At 39.5% G+C, this 18,437-nt stretch carries 19 protein-coding genes; 13 read left to right on the top strand and 6 right to left on the bottom strand.

Translation table 11 applies throughout. The features are described 5' to 3' along the window. Nucleotides 1-80 precede the first annotated feature (80 nt). On the top strand, nt 81-1,094 hold the full coding sequence (locus ACJJVX_RS16045) for a DUF5924 family protein (RefSeq protein WP_054454232.1): 1,014 nt from the start codon (nt 81-83) through the stop codon (nt 1,092-1,094). Between the two features lie 56 nt (nt 1,095-1,150). Here ACJJVX_RS16045 and ACJJVX_RS16040 read toward each other — a convergent pair whose 3' ends face one another. Next, nucleotides 1,151-1,651, bottom strand: a complete 501-nt coding sequence (locus tag ACJJVX_RS16040; protein WP_054454234.1) for a M48 family metallopeptidase — start codon at nt 1,649-1,651, stop codon at nt 1,151-1,153. Between the two features lie 38 nt (nt 1,652-1,689). Beyond that, nucleotides 1,690-2,538, bottom strand: coding sequence for a DUF72 domain-containing protein (locus tag ACJJVX_RS16035; protein WP_054454236.1), 849 nt, complete (start codon nt 2,536-2,538; stop codon nt 1,690-1,692). A gap of 270 nt (nt 2,539-2,808) precedes the next feature. Between ACJJVX_RS16035 and aspS the strand changes: the two genes are divergently transcribed. The 3 genes from aspS (at nt 2,809) to ACJJVX_RS16020 (ending at nt 5,617) form a co-directional block, all read left to right on the top strand. Continuing rightward, nucleotides 2,809-4,587 (top strand): aspartate--tRNA ligase, encoded by a 1,779-nt coding sequence (gene aspS, locus ACJJVX_RS16030; RefSeq protein WP_342883456.1) that lies wholly within the window; start codon nt 2,809-2,811, stop codon nt 4,585-4,587. Nucleotides 4,588-4,806: 219 nt separating this feature from the next. Then, nucleotides 4,807-5,034 carry a hypothetical protein gene (locus tag ACJJVX_RS16025; protein WP_054205638.1) on the top strand — a complete coding sequence of 76 codons (228 nt, stop codon included), beginning with the start codon at nt 4,807-4,809 and terminating at the stop codon, nt 5,032-5,034. Then, on the top strand, nt 5,027-5,617 hold the full coding sequence (locus tag ACJJVX_RS16020; RefSeq protein ID WP_054454240.1) for a pentapeptide repeat-containing protein: 591 nt from the start codon (nt 5,027-5,029) through the stop codon (nt 5,615-5,617). The genes ACJJVX_RS16025 and ACJJVX_RS16020 overlap by 8 nt, the downstream gene beginning before the upstream one ends. A 30-nt stretch (nt 5,618-5,647) precedes the next feature. On the opposite strand, the gene ACJJVX_RS16015 is transcribed toward ACJJVX_RS16020, so the two are convergent. Next, nucleotides 5,648-5,971 (bottom strand): hypothetical protein, encoded by a 324-nt coding sequence (locus ACJJVX_RS16015; RefSeq protein ID WP_054205640.1) that lies wholly within the window; start codon nt 5,969-5,971, stop codon nt 5,648-5,650. A gap of 175 nt (nt 5,972-6,146) precedes the next feature. On the opposite strand from ACJJVX_RS16015, the gene ACJJVX_RS16010 reads away from it, so the two are divergent. Further along, nucleotides 6,147-6,899, top strand: coding sequence for an alpha/beta hydrolase (locus ACJJVX_RS16010; RefSeq protein WP_054205641.1), 753 nt, complete (start codon nt 6,147-6,149; stop codon nt 6,897-6,899). 31 nt (nt 6,900-6,930) lie between these two features. Beyond that, nucleotides 6,931-8,937 carry a DUF2207 domain-containing protein gene (locus tag ACJJVX_RS16005; protein ID WP_405632385.1) on the top strand — a complete coding sequence of 669 codons (2,007 nt, stop codon included), beginning with the start codon at nt 6,931-6,933 and terminating at the stop codon, nt 8,935-8,937. Nucleotides 8,938-8,998: 61 nt separating this feature from the next. On the opposite strand, the gene ACJJVX_RS16000 is transcribed toward ACJJVX_RS16005, so the two are convergent. Next, nucleotides 8,999-10,201, bottom strand: a complete 1,203-nt coding sequence (locus ACJJVX_RS16000; protein ID WP_405632382.1) for an alpha/beta fold hydrolase — start codon at nt 10,199-10,201, stop codon at nt 8,999-9,001. A 267-nt stretch (nt 10,202-10,468) separates the two neighbouring features. On the opposite strand from ACJJVX_RS16000, the gene ACJJVX_RS15995 reads away from it, so the two are divergent. Next, nucleotides 10,469-11,308 (top strand): isopenicillin N synthase family oxygenase, encoded by an 840-nt coding sequence (locus ACJJVX_RS15995; protein ID WP_054455511.1) that lies wholly within the window; start codon nt 10,469-10,471, stop codon nt 11,306-11,308. A 364-nt stretch (nt 11,309-11,672) separates the two neighbouring features. Further along, nucleotides 11,673-13,097 carry a DEAD/DEAH box helicase gene (locus ACJJVX_RS15990; RefSeq protein WP_054205646.1) on the top strand — a complete coding sequence of 475 codons (1,425 nt, stop codon included), beginning with the start codon at nt 11,673-11,675 and terminating at the stop codon, nt 13,095-13,097. A 46-nt stretch (nt 13,098-13,143) separates the two neighbouring features. On the opposite strand, the gene ACJJVX_RS15985 is transcribed toward ACJJVX_RS15990, so the two are convergent. Both ACJJVX_RS15985 and ACJJVX_RS15980 read right to left on the bottom strand, forming a co-directional pair. Continuing rightward, nucleotides 13,144-13,887, bottom strand: a complete 744-nt coding sequence (locus tag ACJJVX_RS15985) for a DUF3307 domain-containing protein (RefSeq protein ID WP_054455513.1) — start codon at nt 13,885-13,887, stop codon at nt 13,144-13,146. Next, nucleotides 13,884-14,510, bottom strand: coding sequence for a hypothetical protein (locus tag ACJJVX_RS15980; protein WP_405632379.1), 627 nt, complete (start codon nt 14,508-14,510; stop codon nt 13,884-13,886). Before ACJJVX_RS15980 ends, ACJJVX_RS15985 begins: the two co-directional genes overlap by 4 nt. A gap of 189 nt (nt 14,511-14,699) precedes the next feature. On the opposite strand from ACJJVX_RS15980, the gene ACJJVX_RS15975 reads away from it, so the two are divergent. The 5 genes from ACJJVX_RS15975 (at nt 14,700) to nagA (ending at nt 18,405) form a co-directional block, all read left to right on the top strand. Then, nucleotides 14,700-15,239: an NYN domain-containing protein gene (locus tag ACJJVX_RS15975; protein WP_405632377.1), complete on the top strand. Its 540-nt coding sequence runs from the start codon at nt 14,700-14,702 to the stop codon at nt 15,237-15,239. A gap of 126 nt (nt 15,240-15,365) precedes the next feature. Beyond that, the gene (locus tag ACJJVX_RS15970) at nt 15,366-15,794 is read left to right on the top strand and encodes a hypothetical protein (RefSeq protein ID WP_054455517.1); all 429 of its coding nucleotides are present in this window, start codon (nt 15,366-15,368) and stop codon (nt 15,792-15,794) included. A gap of 1 nt (nt 15,795) precedes the next feature. Beyond that, nucleotides 15,796-16,008 (top strand): helix-turn-helix transcriptional regulator, encoded by a 213-nt coding sequence (locus tag ACJJVX_RS15965; protein ID WP_054205650.1) that lies wholly within the window; start codon nt 15,796-15,798, stop codon nt 16,006-16,008. Between the two features lie 364 nt (nt 16,009-16,372). Next, nucleotides 16,373-17,287: an N-acetylglucosamine kinase gene (nagK, locus tag ACJJVX_RS15960; protein ID WP_054205651.1), complete on the top strand. Its 915-nt coding sequence runs from the start codon at nt 16,373-16,375 to the stop codon at nt 17,285-17,287. Next, nucleotides 17,287-18,405 (top strand): N-acetylglucosamine-6-phosphate deacetylase, encoded by a 1,119-nt coding sequence (gene nagA / locus ACJJVX_RS15955; protein ID WP_054205652.1) that lies wholly within the window; start codon nt 17,287-17,289, stop codon nt 18,403-18,405. The genes nagK and nagA overlap by 1 nt, the downstream gene beginning before the upstream one ends. Nucleotides 18,406-18,437: the final 32 nt, after the last annotated feature.

The following is an 18,437-nucleotide window of genomic DNA, read 5'->3' as shown; positions in this document are numbered from 1 at the left end:
AAAAAATGTAATACTTTCATGTATATATTAAGATGTGGTGCTAGCTGAAATTATACAGACTTATGCGGATCCTCTATTAAATGAGTTATTTTAAAAATTTAATCACAAAATTTATTATGATGATGCAAAAGCGGCCGGGTTTATTGGCGGTATTTGCGTTTTGTAGTGGTGTAGCAAGTTATGTGTTGGTTGAGCGTAAAGAGTCATTCTCGCAAATTATAGCCATACTACTGCTAGTTAGTTGGATATGGTTGATTGTAGATAACTGGCTGCGGGATAAAGTGGAGCAGCGCTTTGGCGTAGCAGTTTCTCCTAATTTTATGCGTTTTGCTTTGCAAATGGTGCAACAAGAAAGTTTGTTTTTTGCTTTACCCTTTTTTCTTGCTGTTACTTCTTGGAATCATCCGCAAGCTATTTTTACATCACTAATCATACTCTGTGCGTTTATATCAGTTGTTGATCCGCTTTATTATAGAAAATTAGCTAAACACAGCATTTTCTTTACGGTATTTCATAACTTTGCATTGTTTGTGGTTATTTTAGTCACTTTGCCAATATTACTTAATCTCACTACAAGCCAAAGCTTAGGAGTCGCATTAATAACCGCAATTATTTTTACTCTACCTAGTTTAGGTAACTTGATGCCTAATGCTCGATGGTGGCGTTTTCCTTTGTTAGTTTTACTGCTTTGCATTTTAAGTGCGGGTTTATGGCAGTTACGCAGTTGGGTGCCGCCAGCGGCTTTGCGATTAACCGATATCACTTTATCTCACCAAGTTGATGTGGAACAGCGCAAACCTGTGGGGAGTATCAAGCAACTAGATACTTACTCATTGCATGAGCTTGGTTTGTATAGCTGGACCGCGGTTAAAGCGCCGAGAGGGCTAAATGAAAAAGTATTTCATGTTTGGCTACTTAACAATAATGTTGTTGACCGTATTGCATTAAATATTACAGGCGGACGAGAGCAAGGTTATAGAGCATGGACACATAAAGTAAACTTCCCAGCAAACTCAGTTGGTAAGTGGCAAGTACAGGTTGTTACCGAATCTGGGCAATTGATTGGTTTAACTAAATTTACGGTTACTCAGTAGATTTGTTTGTTAGCAAAACCAATGGAGTTGCCACTTTCTGTCGTGGGCAATAATGTTTACTTTAAATATGGATTCTTTCCTTGCGTTACTAACACACAAAATATTCGTAAATCGAGCTCTAGCTGGTGGTATAGGGGTTCCATGTGACAGCAAAGTGCATAAAAGCTTTTGTTATGGTCTTTTTCCTTAAAGTGGGCTAGTTCGTGTACAACTAGGGCTTTTAGTAATTCCTCGGGCGCGCGCAGTAAGTCACTGTTTATGGCCAAATCATGTTTACGGGTTTTGCCTTGCATACGATAGGTGTGAGTACCGAGTGCATTAGTGACCATATCGCCTTGCTTTTTAAATGCGGCGCGGCCAAACGGGGGCGCGTTTTTTAAATAGCGCTTTTTAAGTTCGGTGGCATAAGCATATAACGATTTATCGCTAGTGATGGTGTGAGGGCGAGGGTATTTCTTGGTTAAATATGCGCCGTGTTTATCATTATCAATAAGCTCCATGACTTGGTTGACAATTTGCTCTGGGTAGCCGGTAAAATAGCGTTTAAAATCACTCATTCAATACTTCTTTATTGTTAATTATATTTTAGCGGAATTTAAAATAAACTTGCTTGACTGGCTTCTTTTTCACCAATGAAAGGGGTTAGTACCGGGTGTTCATAAGCCAAATCTTTACAAAACTCGCGGGCTAATAATGGCGCTTGACGGTTATCTGCAGTATGAAAAAATACATACGGGTGTTTGCCTTCATCAAGCCATTGTTGCACTTTTTTCAGCCACGGTCGGTAATAGCTTTTATAGTCGTGTTCTAAATCGGCAATCACAAAACGAGCCATAGGTTGACTGCCAGTCGCAATGGCATGCACAGGTAAATGTGGCTTTTTTTGCTGGGCATCAATGAGCGCATCGGTATTTGGTTTGACTGCAAATAATGCGCGGGTATCCATAGCGATACGATTGATGTTATTTGCTATTAATAGCTGATTAAGGGCAATTTCGGCTGCGCCTTTTTTAAAAAATTCAGGATGACGAACTTCAACGCCGTAGCTTAAGCCTTTAGGGAGTTTGGTAATAAATTGCGCTAATAGGGGGAGCTGTTGAGGGCTAAAGCTACTTGGCAATTGCAGCATTATTTGCCCAATGTGGGGCAATATTGGTTCAAATAAGGTAAACCATGCGCTGAGCGCGTCATCTATATGAGTAAGCTGTAACTCATGACTAAAACGTCGGTGAAATTTAAAGGTAAATTTAAAATCACTGTCCACTGATTCAATCCAACGTGTCAGTGACTCGGCACTTGGATCGGCATAAAAGCTGGTATTACCCTCAACTGAATTAAATGTACGCGCGTATTCTCGCAGCATATCAGCATTTTTACAGTGACTAGATAACAAATTGCCTTTCCACGCGGTACTTGACCACTGCGGACACCCTAAATACAACATAAAATGGCTATAAAATTGTGTGTTTTAGCAAGTATATCAAATCTGTAAACTCAAAGCATAGAAGTGGTTTTTTAGGTCGCATTGATACAGGTTAGATCAAATGACAAAATGCAGCGTTTCATGTAAGTTTAATTCCAACGACACTCGCATCTTGAGGTAACTTGGGTATAATACCCAGCCTAAAATGATTTATAAATAGTGGCTTATCTCCCTCCAAAACAGCAATTTTTAGGGGAAGCGGCTATTGGTCTTTACACTGACAGGAATACTATGCGCTCTATATACTGCGGACAACTAAATAAAACACACGTAGATCAAGAAGTTGAATTATGTGGTTGGATCAATAAACGACGTGACCTTGGTGGACTTATCTTTGTCGATTTACGCGATAGAGAAGGTTTAGTACAAGTTGTATTCGATCCTGAAGTTGAAGGCTTAATGGATACAGCGAATACGTTACGTCAAGAATTTTGCGTACAGTTAAAAGGGGTTGTTCGTGCACGCCCAGAGAGCCAAATCAATAAAGATATGGCAACGGGTGAAGTTGAAATTTTAGGCACAGGCTTAACTATCATCAACCGCTCAGAGCCATTACCGCTTGATTTTAATCAGGTAAACTCTGAAGAGCGTCGTTTAAAATACCGTTACCTAGACCTTCGTCGTTTAGAAATGAGTGACCGTATTAAGCTACGTGCTAAAGCAAGTAGCTTTGTGCGTCGCTTCCTTGATGAAAATAACTTTTTAGACATAGAAACCCCAGTACTGACTAAAGCAACACCAGAAGGTGCGCGTGATTACTTAGTACCAAGTCGCGTTCATAAAGGCAGCTTTTACGCATTACCGCAGTCTCCACAATTGTTTAAACAATTGTTGATGATGTCTGGTTTTGACCGTTATTACCAAATCGTTAAATGTTTCCGTGATGAAGATTTACGTGCTGATCGCCAACCTGAATTTACCCAAATAGATATAGAGACCTCGTTCATGAGCTCTGATCAAGTCCGTGGTATGACAGAGAAAATGATCCGCGAAATGTGGCAACAGTTGCTAGATGTCGATTTGGGTGAGTTCCCAATCATGCCATACTCTGAGGCAATGAGCTTATATGGCTCTGATAAGCCAGATTTACGTAACCCAATGAAACTGATTGACGTTGCTGATTTAGTAAAAGACGTTGAGTTTAAAGTATTCTCTGGCCCTGCAAATGATGAAAAAGGCCGTGTTGCAGTATTAACTGTACCGGGCGGTGCATCACTTTCGCGTAAGCAACTTGATGACTATACTAAGTTCATCGGTATTTACGGCGCGAAAGGTCTTGCTTGGATGAAAGTAAACGACCGCGCTGCAGGCGTTGAAGGCGTACAATCACCAATCGCTAAGTTTTTAAATGAAGGCGTGATCAACGAACTACTTGCGCGTACTAACGCACAAACTGGCGACATCATTTTATTTGGTGCTGATAAACGCAACACAGTAAATGAAGCAATGGGCGCACTACGCATTAAAATTGGCCTTGATTTAGAAATCACAAATCTTAATAGCTGGGCACCACTTTGGGTTGTTGACTTCCCAATGTTTGAAGAAGATGACGAAGGCACATTACATGCCGTTCATCACCCATTTACTGCGCCGAAAGATGTGAACGCAAGCGAACTTGAAGCAAACCCTGCAGCGGCTATTTCAGATGCATACGATATGGTATTAAATGGCTACGAAGTAGGTGGTGGTTCGGTACGTATTCACAACGCCGATATGCAAGAAGCGGCATTTAGAATCTTAGGCATTGATGCACAAGAGCAACAAGATAAGTTTGGTTTCTTACTTGAAGCACTAAAATACGGTACGCCACCGCATGCCGGTCTTGCGTTTGGTTTAGACCGTTTAGCAATGCTACTGTGCGGCACTGATAACATTCGTGACGTGATTGCTTTCCCTAAAACCACACAAGCATCGTGTTTATTAACCAACGCACCAAGCAAAGCCAATGTAGACTCATTGTCAGAGTTGGCAATTAGTGTTGTTGAAAAAGCTGAAAAGTCAGCAGAATAAGTTATTAATTAGCACTTAACCGCGCAATTGATTAAAAACCCTTAAGTGTTGGCTTAAGGGTTTTTTTATGGTGTAATAAAATTTGTTTAATCTCTTTGGGTTCAATTTCCCGGCGTAACAGTTTTTGACTTTCGGCTAATTTAGATACTCTACTCTGCTTCTCGAAGCGAAAAGCCTTAGCGCGGGGTAATTCATTAAGAAATATATTAAGGACAGTAAATGAATATTAATGCGACGTTGCTTGGTGAATTTTTGGTTTTTGTATTTATAGTATGCATCCCATTATTTGCATGGATAAGTTATCGCCTTGGTAAAAGAAAAACAACAACACCGGTTATCGTTGCTGTAATTGGCGGGCTATTATCAATTATTCCTCTTTTTGGGTTGATTTATATTGCGGTTCTTGCTTTAAAAAACGATTTAGAGGTTAAGCCTTCTAGTGTTTAAAGAGTTAGACTATTACGATCAGCAATTTTCAAAATGTGCTGTCAACGCACAACGTTTTAGTAACATAGAATTTGAGCAGTGCCAGTTTATTGAATGTGATTTCAGTGACAGCCAGTTTAGTAATTGTCGTTTTATTGAGTGCGAATTTATTAACTGTAACTTGAGCGATTTGAATTGGGGTTATAGCGCGCTTGAAGACGTAAGCTTTGTTGATTGTAAACTCAATAGTATTCAATGGGTGCAGGTAAATTGGCCGCAACTAGCACTTACATCATCGGTGAGTTTTAAAAATTGCCAGCTCAGTCATAGCTCGTTTTATGAGTTAGTGTTAAAAGAGCTGACTATGACAGGCTGTTTTGCGAAAGATGTTGATTTTAGACACGCTAATTTAGCGGCTAGTAATTTTAGTGACACTGATTTTAGAGATAGTCTGTTTCATCAAACACATTTGAATAAAGCAAACTTTGTCGGCGCGACGAATTTTAATATTGATATAAAAAATAATAATGTTAGTAATGCGAAGTTTGAGCGTTTTGAAGCGTTAAATTTACTCAGTGGACTGGATATCGAGCTGGTAGATTAGCCGTTATTACACGGCTAATTTAGAGCTGAATTAGCAGGCAGGGCCATTTTTATTTCGTGCGCTGGCAAGTGCTCTGGCGATATCAAGTAGTGCAGGGGTAATATCACTTGCACCATCTTTAATTAGTTTTGATACATCACCTGACGAATACAAGCTATCACGCGGCGATTTAATACCTAACTCACGTACAAAATCTTTAGTTTTACCTGTACTACCTGTTTCAATAAATTTAAAAATAATACGCTCGTTATTATTTTTTGGCTCTGTTTCTAGCGTTTCGATTTCAGCTTTATACGCTTCAATTCTGCTTTGTAAAATATCGATACGTTCTTCGATGCTATTGTATGATTTCATGGATAGGTTCTTTTCTAAATAAACGTTAGGACAATGGCACTATTATCGCATAAATTTAAAATAATTATTTCTTTCTTTAAGACTGTTAATTGTTCTTAGCACTTCGTTTTATTGCAATTAATATTCAAAGCCTTAAAGTACTTTGTAATTTAAATAAAATAAGCTAGGCAAATTAATGCCACTACCTTTTAAGTACTTTGTGAGCTTCTGTTTTCTCATAGTCAGTGTAACCGCGAGTTCCGCAACAAACAGCGAAGTGATTGTTGATAAAGCGCGTGCTCGCGTCATCCCGATCAGTATTTCATTACCAGCATATAACGAGCACTGCAGCCAACAAACAAAATGCCCAGTGGCATTTATTAGTGCTGGCTATGGGATTGCGCATACTGACTATCAGTTTGCGGTAGATGTTTTTACAGCTAAGGGTTATTTAAGCATTGCTGTAGCTCATGAACTAAAAAATGATCCTGCGCTTAACTCTAATCCTCCCTACATGGCAACGCGAATAGAAAATTGGCATCGTGGTGTAGTCACTCTGAAATTCTTAGTTGAGAAATTATCCGCTAAATATCCGGCGTATGATTTTAGCCACCTGACTTTATTTGGTCACTCAAATGGTGGTGATATATCTGCACTCTACGCAGCTATCTACCCAAATGAGGTGAGTAATGTGATCACCTTAGATCATCGCCGTATGTTATTACCTCGCAATAAAAACATTCGGGTTTTAACGCTGCGCGGCAGTGATTATCCTGCTGATACGGGGGTATTATACACCGCAGACGAACTTACAAGTTTCCCTGTGGATCAGTTTTTTTTACCTAATGCACGCCATAATGATATGTTCGATGCAGGGCCTATTAAATTGCTCAATAAGATGAAAAGGCATTTAAACGAATTTTTGGTACATCAAATATCTAATGAATAGATAAACGTTATTTATAAGGAATTAATTTACAATGAAGTGTTTTTTGCAAGGAAGCATAATTTTATTGCTTTTTTTTACGTCGCTATTTTGCATGCAAGTCAAAGCATTAGACTCAACACAAGGGCTTTATGTAACGATAGATGTTAAACCTAATGGCGATCTTGTAATTACAGAGCAGTTTGATTTAATCGCAGGCGGTTATATTTTTGAACACGGTATTTATAGAGCAGTCCCATTAGTATTAGAAGGTCAATATGGTGGCCAGTATCTAGCTGGTTTTAAAATGTTAAGCGCTCACTTAAATGATAAACCCACCCCTTATTTAGTGACGTTTTCAGAAGGTCAGGCCATTATTAAAGTGGGAGATCCAACTAAAAAATTAGCTTTAGGGCAAGCTAAGTTTGTTATTTCTTATCAGCTATCAGATAAAATTAGGTTTTTTCAAAATCATGATGAGCTTTTATTTCATGCGATACCTTATCAATGGGCAACCTCAATAGAGCAGTCAAAGGTTGTAGTTAATCTACCTGAAAAGTCACGTGCATTGCAGTGGCTTGCGTATACAGGTTCTTATCGGGAAAAAGGCAGCGATTACTTTGCCCAGAATCCAAAACAAAACGAGTTTAGGTTTACTGCTAAGACTGTTCTAGGTCAGAGTCAGGGAATGACTATTGTGATTGCGTTACCTAAAGGTGTAATAGAACAACCATCGCTGTTTTATCTTATATTTTTATTGGAGTTTATCGAGTGGGTTATAGCCATAATATTTTTAGGTGCAGTCGGTAGCTTTATTTATTGGTCTTGGCGTAAATTCGGCCAATACCCTGATGAAAATGTTGAACTTTTAGAAGTAGTAAAAATACCAAATGAACTTTCCCCGGCGCTGATCCGAGGTATCACCAAGCATGGATTTTCTATGAAATGCTCAATCGAAGAGTTTACATCAACCTGTGTAAGCTTGGGAGTTAAAGGTTATTTAGACTTAAAATACACTCAAGAGTTGAGTACTGAGACGGTAGTTGTTGGCCGATATTACTCACATTCATTGTTACTAACGGTTAAACCCAACTTTCCTAATAAGGCCCTGCCAAAAAATGAGCAATGTGTACTTGATTGGGTTATCAATGAAGGTGGTTGTTACGTTATTAGTAGCGATAATAGAGAACCAAACCGTCAGCTTTTTAAGTTGTTTAGTAAAGCGTTGAGAGCTGAGGCAAAAGACGCAAAAATTTTTACCTGGAATTTCAAGTACACACTCATTACTGTTGGTTTATCGAGTATGTTTGTCGGCGTTCAATCGGTTTTAGGCGTATCAGATTGGATTGATATACTGTGGGGGCCGCTGGTGATAGTGATGACTTTTCCCATATTTATTTTATGGTTTGCCATTTACGAAAGCATTTTTGATAAAGATAAAGATAAAGATAAAGATAAAGATAAGCCTGCGTCACAAATAAAAAATAAAGCGCTGATGATTGGTGCTGTATGGATCCCATGGGTTGGTTTACTGTGCTACTTTTTACCATTATTGTCGTTATCGAGCGCTTTTTTAATACTTTTTTGTCTGTCAGCAGCGCACTTAAATTACGCTCCCACCCATTATGGCCGACAATTATTAATCAGTGCGTTACAGATAAAAAAATATATAGAGGCCGAAAAAGAACCTGAGGATGATTTTTTACTCGATGCATCGGAATATGAAACGTTGCTACCATATGCTATTTCATTAGAGCTTCAAAAAGTGTGGTGTAGTCGATTTGATAATGTTCAGAAAATGAAAAGAAAACAATTTAGAAAACTGAAAGCACGTAAGAAACGATCATCTTCTGATAACCTTAATCCATTCAGGTACAAGCCTATTTGGTTTTTGGGTAGCTTTTCAGCTCAGTCAGAATTTGTTAATTCGTTAGAGAGCATTAGTTATTCGGCCACTGGTAATTTAGGCGCTTCATCTTCTACGACTAGTTCGGGGTTCTCCAGTGGTAGTGGTTTTTCTGGAGGCGGCGGTGGAGGTGGAGGCGGCGGCGGAGGTTGGTAGGTAAATGATAAAAACAAATTTTTATACCTGTAAATCAAGTACCTGAAAAGTAACTTTGTTATTAATATACTAGCTCACTTACGATCAGTGGATTATTATGCAAGGTTTTATGTACCGGGCATTTATCGGCTATTTCCAACAGGCGCTGACGTTGTTCGTCTGTTAAATCGCCCACTAGGGTGATTTTGCGTGTGATTGCTTCAAGATTACCGGTTTGTTCGCAATCGTGACAATCAGTGTGGTAGTCACGAGTGTGCTCAAGTTCAACTTTGACGTGTTCTAGCGGTAGGTTTTTTCGGTTTGCATACATACGCAGCGTCATAGATGTGCATGCACCAAGGCCAGCTAATAAGTGGTGATAAGGATCTGGCCCTAAATTACTGCCGCCAACTTTAAGAGGCTCATCAGCGAGCCATGTGTGATCTTTAGTACTGACGTGCTGAGTAAATACATGGTCTTTTTCTTCAACGAGTACATTGCCATTATTAAGTTTGGCTGTGTATTCACTTTTATCATATTTTACATAGCGTGTTGCCCATGAGGCAATTATGTGTGCCACGTAGTCTGCGTCTTCTTTATTGGTGAGTAAATGGTCTGCATCATCTAAGCTTATAAAACTCTTAGGGTGTTTTGCCGCAGCGTATATTTTTTCAGCTTCTGAGATTTTAACCGTGGCATCAATGGGGGAGTGCATCACCAATAACGCGCGTTTAAGCTTACTAATATGACTGCTATCGTATTTAGCAATATCGTCAATAAACTGTTTTTTAATGGTGAATTCTCGACCAGCTAAGCTGACTTTTGCTTCACCAGCGCTGTTGATCTCGTCTAAATGAGCAGCAAAATTATGGGCAACATGCTGTGCATCTGATGGCGCGCCAATTGTTGTGATTGCTTGAACTTCATTCATATGTTCTGCTGCCGCAAGTACAGCGGCACCACCTAAACTATGACCAATTAATAACTGGGGAGCCTTATAATGATCACGTAAGTGATCTGCTGCGGCCACTAAATCTTGAATATTTGATGAAAAATTACTGTTAGCAAAATCACCGTCACTGTTACCAAGGCCTGTAAAATCAAAGCGTAATACCGCAATGCCTTGCTGAGTGAGTGCTCGGCTAATTCTACTGGCGGCAGCGATATCTTTACCACAGGTAAAGCAATGTGCGAATAGGGCGTAAAATTTTATCTCACGGGTGGGCATTTCAAGTTGTCCGGCGAGTGTTAAGTCGCCACTTTTAAAAGAAATTTTTTGGCGCATAGGTGACCTTTTAGGATTGAAAGATATTATCGAAATAGGATATGAAAGAGTAGACCATAAAATTGTGCTTATGATTTCAATTAGTTTCGTGCTTTACCTACAATAGCAACATTTTGATTTACATCAAGTAATAAGCGCTTACCAAATTAAGGCGGACATAAGTCCTTATGTTTTTAAGGCTAGTTTATTATTCTCGCGAAGCGCTACAATGGAGCAACTGCTATGATTAGCAAAGGCTTTTGACAACTTAATTCATTGGATACGAACATGCAATTACCTACCGTTGATTATAAAGCGAGCGATGCGGCCGCTCAATTTGTTGAGTCTCTTAGAAATACGGGCTTTGGTGTATTAAAAAATCACCCAATACCACAGTCATTGGTTGAGTCAATTTATAAAAATTGGCAGGCTTTTTTTAATTCAGAACAAAAAAATGACTTCTTATTTTCAAAAGAAACGCAAGATGGTTATTTCCCACCGTCAGTGTCAGAAGTGGCAAAAGGGTTTACGGTAAAAGATATTAAAGAGTACTTTCATGTTTATCCAAATGGTCGTGTTCCTGCTGAACTTGAAGCTGATGTGCGTGAGTACTACCGTTTAGCAAACGAATTTGCAGCAGAGCTATTAAGCTGGGTACAAGCTGAAGCACCTGCTGATGTGCGCGCTAAATTCTCGATTGATTTAAAAGATATGATTGCGAATTCTGAACAAACATTACTGCGTATTCTTCATTATCCGCCAATGACTGGCGATGAAGAGCCCGGTGCGATTCGTGCTGCTGCACATGGCGATATAAACTTATTAACAGTATTACCAGCGTCAAATGAGCCCGGCTTGCAAGTGCAAAAAACAGATGGTGGTTGGTTAGACGTGCCGTGTGATTTTGGCAGTTTAATTATTAATATTGGCGATATGCTTCAAGAGGCATCGGGTGGCTATTTTCCATCGACTATTCATCGTGTAATTAATCCTACGGGCAAAGCGTCTACAAAGTCGCGTATTTCTCTTCCTTTGTTTTTACACCCACGCCCGGACGTTGTTTTGTCTGAGCGATACACGGCTGATAGCTACTTACAAGAGCGCTTGCGTGAGTTAGGGGTTAAATAATACTCACGTAATAAGCGTTTTCCTAAAGCGGCCATTGTGCCGTTTTTGTGTTTTATAGGCCCTATACCAACTAGCATAAATATTTGAACAATTTAACGAATTAAATCACGCTATAACGCCGTTAAAAATTTTTTATTTAGAACAACTAGATATAGAAACTTTTGCCTAGTTATAGCGCAATTTTCTTGTCATTAAATAGACCCCATATCTATCCAGATTGGTATTACTCTTAGGCTTTGCTCTGCATGACACTATTGTTGTATTAGCTGTCTTGCTGTAAACGTGAATATTCAATGCATTATTGGTCACGATCGGTATAATGCGCGCAACTGGCCGCTTTGGCCTTATTTAAAAGAGAGTTTATATGAGTTTTGATGGGTTAGGTTTATCACAGTCTTTAGTTAATGCAGTTTTAGAAAAGGGCTATGAAACGCCAACACCAATTCAGGCTCAAGCCATTCCAGCGATCATTGAAGGTCGTGATGTGATGGCCGCAGCACAAACGGGTACAGGTAAAACAGCTGGCTTTACATTGCCGCTTATTGAGTCATTGGCTAAAGGTCAAAGAGCTAAAAACAATCAAGTACGTGCGCTTATTTTAACGCCAACACGAGAACTTGCATTGCAAGTAAGCGAAAATGTTGAAGAGTATGCAAAGCACTCTGATATTAGCTCATTTGTTGTGTATGGTGGTGTTAAAATAAATCCACAAATGCAACGTTTACGCAGAGGTGTTGACATTTTAGTTGCAACGCCTGGTCGGTTAATGGATTTACATAATCAAAATGCACTGAAGTTCGATACCCTTGAAGTGCTTGTGCTTGATGAAGCTGACCGTATGCTTGATATGGGTTTCATTCATGATATTAAACGTATCATCAGTAAGTTACCGGCTAAACGTCAAAACTTAATGTTCTCAGCGACTTTTTCGGATGATATTCGTGCGCTTGCAAAAGGGTTAATTAATGATCCTGTTGAAATTTCTGTTGCAGCCAAAAACACCACCGCTAAGAGTGTTACTCAATCAGTGTATGCTGTAGATAAAGCACGTAAAACTGCGCTGTTAAGTCATTTGATCCGCACGAATGAGTGGCAACAGGTATTAGTATTTAGTCGAACTAAACACGGTGCTAACCGTTTAGTTAAACAACTAGAGCGCGACGATATTGTAGGCGCAGCTATTCATGGTAATAAATCTCAAGGCGCACGAGTAAAAGCACTTGATGGATTTAAAAACGGTGAAGTACGTGTACTTGTAGCGACTGATATTGTTGCTCGTGGCCTAGATATAGTTGAATTACCACATGTTGTTAACTATGACTTACCTAACATTTATGAAGATTACGTTCACCGTATTGGTCGTACTGGCCGTGCGGGTGCAACGGGTCATGCAATTTCATTTGTAACAAGTGATGATGCTGCTGACTTATATGGTATTGAGCGCTTTATTGGTGAGCTAATTCCACGCGCCAAAGAGCCGGGTTTTGAGCCAACGCAAGGTGTGCCTGAGCGAGATCTTGATGCGAGACCAATCGCACCTAAAAAGCCTAAAAAAGCTAAACAGCCATTTAATAAGCCTAAGTCTGATAACAGTAAACCAAACAGTAAAAAACCGAATAACGGTGGAAATGGCACAGGCCCACGCCGTGGTGGCTCAGGTAAAAAACCGGATGCGAATAAAGCTGGTGGTGAGCAAGCGCAAAACCCTTGGGCTAAGCGCCAGTCAGTAAGTGGCAGTGGTCAGCGCCGTCGTCGCCCAGATAATAGCGGATCACAAGGTAACTCGTAAGTTATACTGAGTCGTTTTAATTAGCGCCATTTCATATGGCGCTTTTTTATGCCCTGAGATAATTAATTGCTAGGCCAATAAATAGAGTAACGGTGACACTTAATAAAGTACCGAGCATGACATATTCAGTTAGCTTTTTATCTTTACTGGCGCTTAAGTCACCAAATCTAAACACCGATTTTGCAGCCAGTAAAAAGCCAACCCCCGCAAATTGATCTAATAAAATAAAGGTAAGCATTAGTACGCGCTCTAACATGCCAATACTTTGCCCAGCAGCGGGCAAACTGCCTGTGGCACTAAAACCAGCGGTTATTCGCTCCAACATCATACGGATAAATACAGCACTGGGACTGAGTATTAATAAATAACCGCACAAGACCCATAATGTGGAAGGTGCAATTAACCATTGCCATACGGCTATAAAAAAATCACTGTTATCACTTAGCCAAATAGCCAATAGTAAAATTACGGCTAAATGAGCAAGCTGGTCAAATATAAAAGGCACGACTCCTTTGCTTGAATACGATTTAGCGAGGTCAATGAGATAATGGGTCACCATAACGATAGCTGTTGCGCCACAAATACGTAATACGTCTTGCCAGCCATAAATAAGCTCCCACCATGTAACAATTAAAGCGGTCGTTACGCCATGAACGAGTACATGTAAATACAATTTTTTAGCACGAAAATGACGCGTGTTACGATTATTTACCCAACTCATCGGTTGCCAGTAAAAGTCAGCTAATATGTGGCCAATTACTAATGCAGCCATCAATACAGTAAAACTCATGATTTGACTCCTTTGAGAGTCGAAATAGTATCTTCAGCATAATGTAAAAATCGTTCAATTAATTGGTAGTGTGCAAGATTGAGTAATTTGGTTACATTTTCCCGGCTTGTTTTTAATTGCTTTGCCAGTTCGCTATGCTGCTTGTTTTTTGCGGTTAAATACACATACAGAGCATTTGCCTGTTTTGCCGTCATTTTAGTCAACAAGGTATCAACAAAAGCTATATTTAGCGCAAGACCAGGGTCTATATTTTGATTGGCTATATTTAAAATTAAACGTTGGTTGTTTATTTCGTCTAAACTGCGCCCTGACATTGTAAATGCAGAGCCGGTCGCTGTTTTGATATCTGCACGTGCGTTGTCAATTTCGCCAATGGCTAGACTTTGGCGGATTTCATACCCAGCTGCTTTTATATTTAAATATAGCAGTAAGGCAACCATGCAAACGTATTGCGGTTGCTGGAGCTGAATTTGAAATGCATCACCGCGATAAAGCGTACTTTGCCCTTGCCATGTTTGAGTTATAGCTCTTAGGCTTTGATCAAGCTGGTACAGCATTGCATCGTACTCATGCTGAGGAATATTCTGTGATTTAATTACATCACCACTTATCACTGCAATCATAAAATACCTGTTAGTATAGCCAATATAGATAAGTAACCATTTTAGGTTACATTGCAATATGTAACCTAAAATGGTTACATTGGAATATGTAACTAATTTAGGTTACTAACGATTAAAAAGCAAGGATGATAGAGTAACGACAAGATTTGGCACGCCCTAATAAGTAACGATGTTTATGAGGAAAATAACATGACAGAGCAAACGCAGATACCAGCGAGTACACAATCAGAGCTTGTGACAGGTAAGAACTCAAGTAAACCGCGAGTAGGTATTTTTGTTGATGTGCAAAATATTTATTATACCTGTAGAGAGATCTATCGGAAAAACTTCGATTACAATTCTTTTTGGGCAAAAATAAGTGATGAATATGAAATTGATTGCGCGATTGCGTATGCAATTTATCGAGGTGATGAAAAACAATCTCAGTTTCAAAATATTCTTCGTGCGATTGGTTTTGAAGTAAAGTTAAAGCCATTTATTCAACGTCGCGATGGCAGTGCAAAAGGTGATTGGGATGTAGGGATCACAATAGACATGCTTGAATACGGTAAAAAGCTTGATAAAGTTATCTTGCTCTCTGGTGACGGTGATTTTGCTTTATTACTGGGTCATTTAAAGCTGCAGTATAATGTGCCTTGTGATGTATATGGAGCAGATAGGTTAACAGCCGAAGCATTAAAGCAAAGTGCTGCGCAATTTTATTGTATTGATGATTCACTCCTTTTATAGAACACATGTATTAAATAACTAATCTTATGTTAAAAATATTTGACATGGTTATAAAGTAGACTTATAGTTTCGATGTTAAATATATTTAACATTAAGTTTGTTTTACTTAACTTTAAAAGGTGGGTTATGAGTTATACACAAAAATCACGATTACTTGAGATGGTTATCACTTTAATTGTATTGTTTAATTATATGCAGTCAGTACTGTCGATGACACCACAGGCACAAATGGACGTAACATTGGCCAGTGGTCTATTGATCTCGTTAGCAATACAAACGGTTGCTATGCTGATTGTAATGCACATTATATTAGCTGCATTTAATGCAAAATATGCCAATCAAGCAAAAGATGAACGAGAGCAAAGCATAGCGTTAAAGGCCAAAAGTGTGTCGCTGTTTATTTTGCAAATTGGGGTTGTACACACGGTGTTTTCAATGTTGATTGGGCCACAATATGGGTTGCCAATAAGTCCATTGCATCAATTGGTGATTGTTGCACTATTAAGTGACGTGATAGGCAAAGGTGTTGAAGCATGGTTATTGTATAGAGGCTAGCATGGCAAAATTACCAATTACAAATACGATTAGGGCGTTACGTTTTGAACACGGAGAAATGACCCAGCAACAGTTAGCCGAGATTGTGGGGGTAACGCGACAAACAATAGCAGCGATTGAAGCCGCAAGATATTCACCTTCTTTAGAGGTCGCTTTTAAAATAGCCATTGTATTCGGTCAACCGTTAGAAAAAATATTCCAATACAATCGGTGATACTTTACTAAATTATTATTTTAGGTAAGCTGATACATTACTGTATTGTTTTTATGCTGATTTGGTACTAAAAGTAATACAGTTAGCTCTTTTATTGTTCAAAAATGACGTAGTAAAACTAAATAATTAGCTAATATGTTATCAACACAAACAAGTTTTTATTTTATTTTCGTTAATTATTCATTCTAATTCAGTATTTTAGCAATAAATATAAAAGATATATGAATTTTTATAAAAAATATAATGACAACGCTGTCATTTGTTGTGTAACATTAATTCAACATGGGTTGAGGGTGAATCGCATTAAGACAATAAAAAAAGTGCGGTTATTACAAATATAAAAACGAAGGTTAGAGGTCGTTACATGATGGCTAAGAGTGCGAATAAGGACCAATTGTTTATTGGTATCGATGGTGGCGGAACAAAGTGCCGTGCAACTATATACTCTGCACAACATGGAGTATTGGGCACCGGCCTAGGTGGCCCCGCGAATCCATTACATGGGTTAGAGCGCACATTAGAGTCAATAATGGTGTCTACACAATTAGCAATGCGTGATGCGGGTTTGCAGTTAGAAACTGTGCATCAAGTGTATGCCGGCTTGGGCCTTGCGGGTGTTAATTTACCTAGCTTGTATGAAAAAATTAGTGAATGGGAACATCCATTCAAACAAATGTTTTTGACCACAGATTTACACACAGCATGCATAGGTGCCCATGAAGGTGGTGATGGCGCGGTGATTATTACAGGAACAGGCTCATGTGGTTTTTCACATGTTAAAGGCCAATCTGTTAATTATGGCGGTCATGGTTTTGCTTTAGGTGATAAAGGCAGTGGCGCATGGATGGGGCTTGAAGCAATTAAAGCTGCACTCGTAGATATCGACGGGCTAGGTCCTCACACTGCAATTAGTAATGTTATAAAAAACCACTTTAATACAGACACTGCAATGGGGATCGCTGAGCAAATGGCAGGGCAGCCTTCAAGTAGTTATGCAAAGCTGGCGCGTTATGTATTTGATGCAGCTCACGAGGGCGATGTAATTGCGTTAGCAATTGTAAAAGAGGGTGCCGATTACGTAAGTAAATTAGCCCACCGGCTACTTGAAAATAACCCCCCGCGTTTATCTATGATCGGCGGCCTTGCAGAACCATTAAATAAATGGCTTGATCCTGCAATCGCTAAGCTAGTTGAAGTACCAAAGCAACCACCAGAAATGGGGGCAATCTATTTTGCACAGCAATCTGTACTTGAACAAAATCAAAAGGTAGCGCTGTAATGAAAACTTTCTATCGTGCGGCTCGCTTATTTACCGCTGAAAATTTTATCGATAATGCATTATTTAGTGTTGAAAAAGGCGTATTTAATTTAGAAACTGAGACGACAGATCCCGTTATAGAGCTTGATGGCTTAGTTGCTCCAGGATTTATTGATGTGCAAGTTAACGGTGGTGGCGGTGCATTTTTTAATGCTGATCAAAGTACTGAATGTTTGGATCGCATTGCTAAAGCACACGGTCAATTTGGTAGTACCGCATTAATGCCAACCTTGATCACTGATAAAGTTGAGGTAATGCAAGCGGCAGCCGATGCAACTGCAAAAGCGATACGTGAAGGCGTACCTGGTGTATTAGGTATTCACTTTGAAGGCCCGCATTTGTCTTTTCCAAAAAAAGGCACGCACAGTGAACAATTTATTCGCCCAATCAGCGAACAAGAATTTGCCATTTATGCTCGCCAAGATTTAGGCATAAAAATGGTCACGTTAGCACCTGAAAATGTCAGCATTGCTGATGTTGAACGCTTAGTGGCGTGTGGCGTAAAAGTATCGATTGGTCATACAAATGCAGACTATGCAACCACAATTGCAGCACTGAATGCAGGCGCAGATGGGTTTACACATTTATATAATGCAATGTCACCGTTTACCTCGCGTGAACCGGGTGTCGTTGGTGCTGCGCTGTGGCATGATAATAGCTGGTGTGGGCTTATTGTTGATGGGCATCATGTTCATCCACTGTCGGCGCAATTAGCGATTCGCACAAAGCAACGTGGCAAAATCATGCTGGTAACAGATGCTATGCCGCCAGTAGGCACTGATGACATGGAATTTGATTTTTTCGATGGACGAAAGGTAATTCGTACCGGCGATAGACTCAATTCAAGTACTGGTGAATTAGCGGGCAGTGTATTAGATATGGCAAGTGCTGTGCGCAACACGGTAAATACATTAGATGTTAGTTTAAGCGAAAGCTTACGCATGGCAGCATTGTATCCAGCACAATATTTAGACCTCAAGAAAAAGGGACGTTTACTTGATGGCTTTGACGCAGACTTTGTGGTGCTTGATGAGCATCAATATGTCAAAGGCACTTATATTGCAGGTATTGCAATTTAACGTTTCCCTGGAAAAAACCCCGCAGCTTCATC

This window comes from Pseudoalteromonas sp. Ld20, assembly GCF_045064175.1.
Classification (GTDB): Bacteria; Pseudomonadota; Gammaproteobacteria; order Enterobacterales; family Alteromonadaceae; genus Pseudoalteromonas; species Pseudoalteromonas neustonica.
Note: the sequence above shows the minus strand (reverse complement) of the source record. Positions and strands in the feature narration are given on the sequence as shown.

What these genes read in the sequence shown, in the direction of transcription:
- ACJJVX_RS16005 (WP_405632385.1), top strand. Translation starts at nt 6,931, where the DNA reads ATGAAGTGTTTTTTGCAAGGAAGCATAATTTTATTGCTTTTTTTTACG.
- ACJJVX_RS15975 (WP_405632377.1), top strand. Translation starts at nt 14,700, where the DNA reads ATGACAGAGCAAACGCAGATACCAGCGAGTACACAATCAGAGCTTGTG.
- ACJJVX_RS15995 (WP_054455511.1), top strand. Translation starts at nt 10,469, where the DNA reads ATGCAATTACCTACCGTTGATTATAAAGCGAGCGATGCGGCCGCTCAA.
- nagK (WP_054205651.1), top strand. Translation starts at nt 16,373, where the DNA reads ATGATGGCTAAGAGTGCGAATAAGGACCAATTGTTTATTGGTATCGAT.
- ACJJVX_RS16040 (WP_054454234.1), bottom strand. Translation starts at nt 1,651, where the DNA reads ATGAGTGATTTTAAACGCTATTTTACCGGCTACCCAGAGCAAATTGTC.
- ACJJVX_RS15970 (WP_054455517.1), top strand. Translation starts at nt 15,366, where the DNA reads ATGAGTTATACACAAAAATCACGATTACTTGAGATGGTTATCACTTTA.
- ACJJVX_RS16015 (WP_054205640.1), bottom strand. Translation starts at nt 5,971, where the DNA reads ATGAAATCATACAATAGCATCGAAGAACGTATCGATATTTTACAAAGC.
- ACJJVX_RS15965 (WP_054205650.1), top strand. Translation starts at nt 15,796, where the DNA reads ATGGCAAAATTACCAATTACAAATACGATTAGGGCGTTACGTTTTGAA.
- ACJJVX_RS16035 (WP_054454236.1), bottom strand. Translation starts at nt 2,538, where the DNA reads ATGTTGTATTTAGGGTGTCCGCAGTGGTCAAGTACCGCGTGGAAAGGC.
- ACJJVX_RS15980 (WP_405632379.1), bottom strand. Translation starts at nt 14,510, where the DNA reads ATGATTGCAGTGATAAGTGGTGATGTAATTAAATCACAGAATATTCCT.
- ACJJVX_RS15985 (WP_054455513.1), bottom strand. Translation starts at nt 13,887, where the DNA reads ATGAGTTTTACTGTATTGATGGCTGCATTAGTAATTGGCCACATATTA.
- nagA (WP_054205652.1), top strand. Translation starts at nt 17,287, where the DNA reads ATGAAAACTTTCTATCGTGCGGCTCGCTTATTTACCGCTGAAAATTTT.
- ACJJVX_RS15990 (WP_054205646.1), top strand. Translation starts at nt 11,673, where the DNA reads ATGAGTTTTGATGGGTTAGGTTTATCACAGTCTTTAGTTAATGCAGTT.
- ACJJVX_RS16010 (WP_054205641.1), top strand. Translation starts at nt 6,147, where the DNA reads ATGCCACTACCTTTTAAGTACTTTGTGAGCTTCTGTTTTCTCATAGTC.
- aspS (WP_342883456.1), top strand. Translation starts at nt 2,809, where the DNA reads ATGCGCTCTATATACTGCGGACAACTAAATAAAACACACGTAGATCAA.
- ACJJVX_RS16000 (WP_405632382.1), bottom strand. Translation starts at nt 10,201, where the DNA reads ATGCGCCAAAAAATTTCTTTTAAAAGTGGCGACTTAACACTCGCCGGA.
- ACJJVX_RS16025 (WP_054205638.1), top strand. Translation starts at nt 4,807, where the DNA reads ATGAATATTAATGCGACGTTGCTTGGTGAATTTTTGGTTTTTGTATTT.
- ACJJVX_RS16045 (WP_054454232.1), top strand. Translation starts at nt 81, where the DNA reads ATGAGTTATTTTAAAAATTTAATCACAAAATTTATTATGATGATGCAA.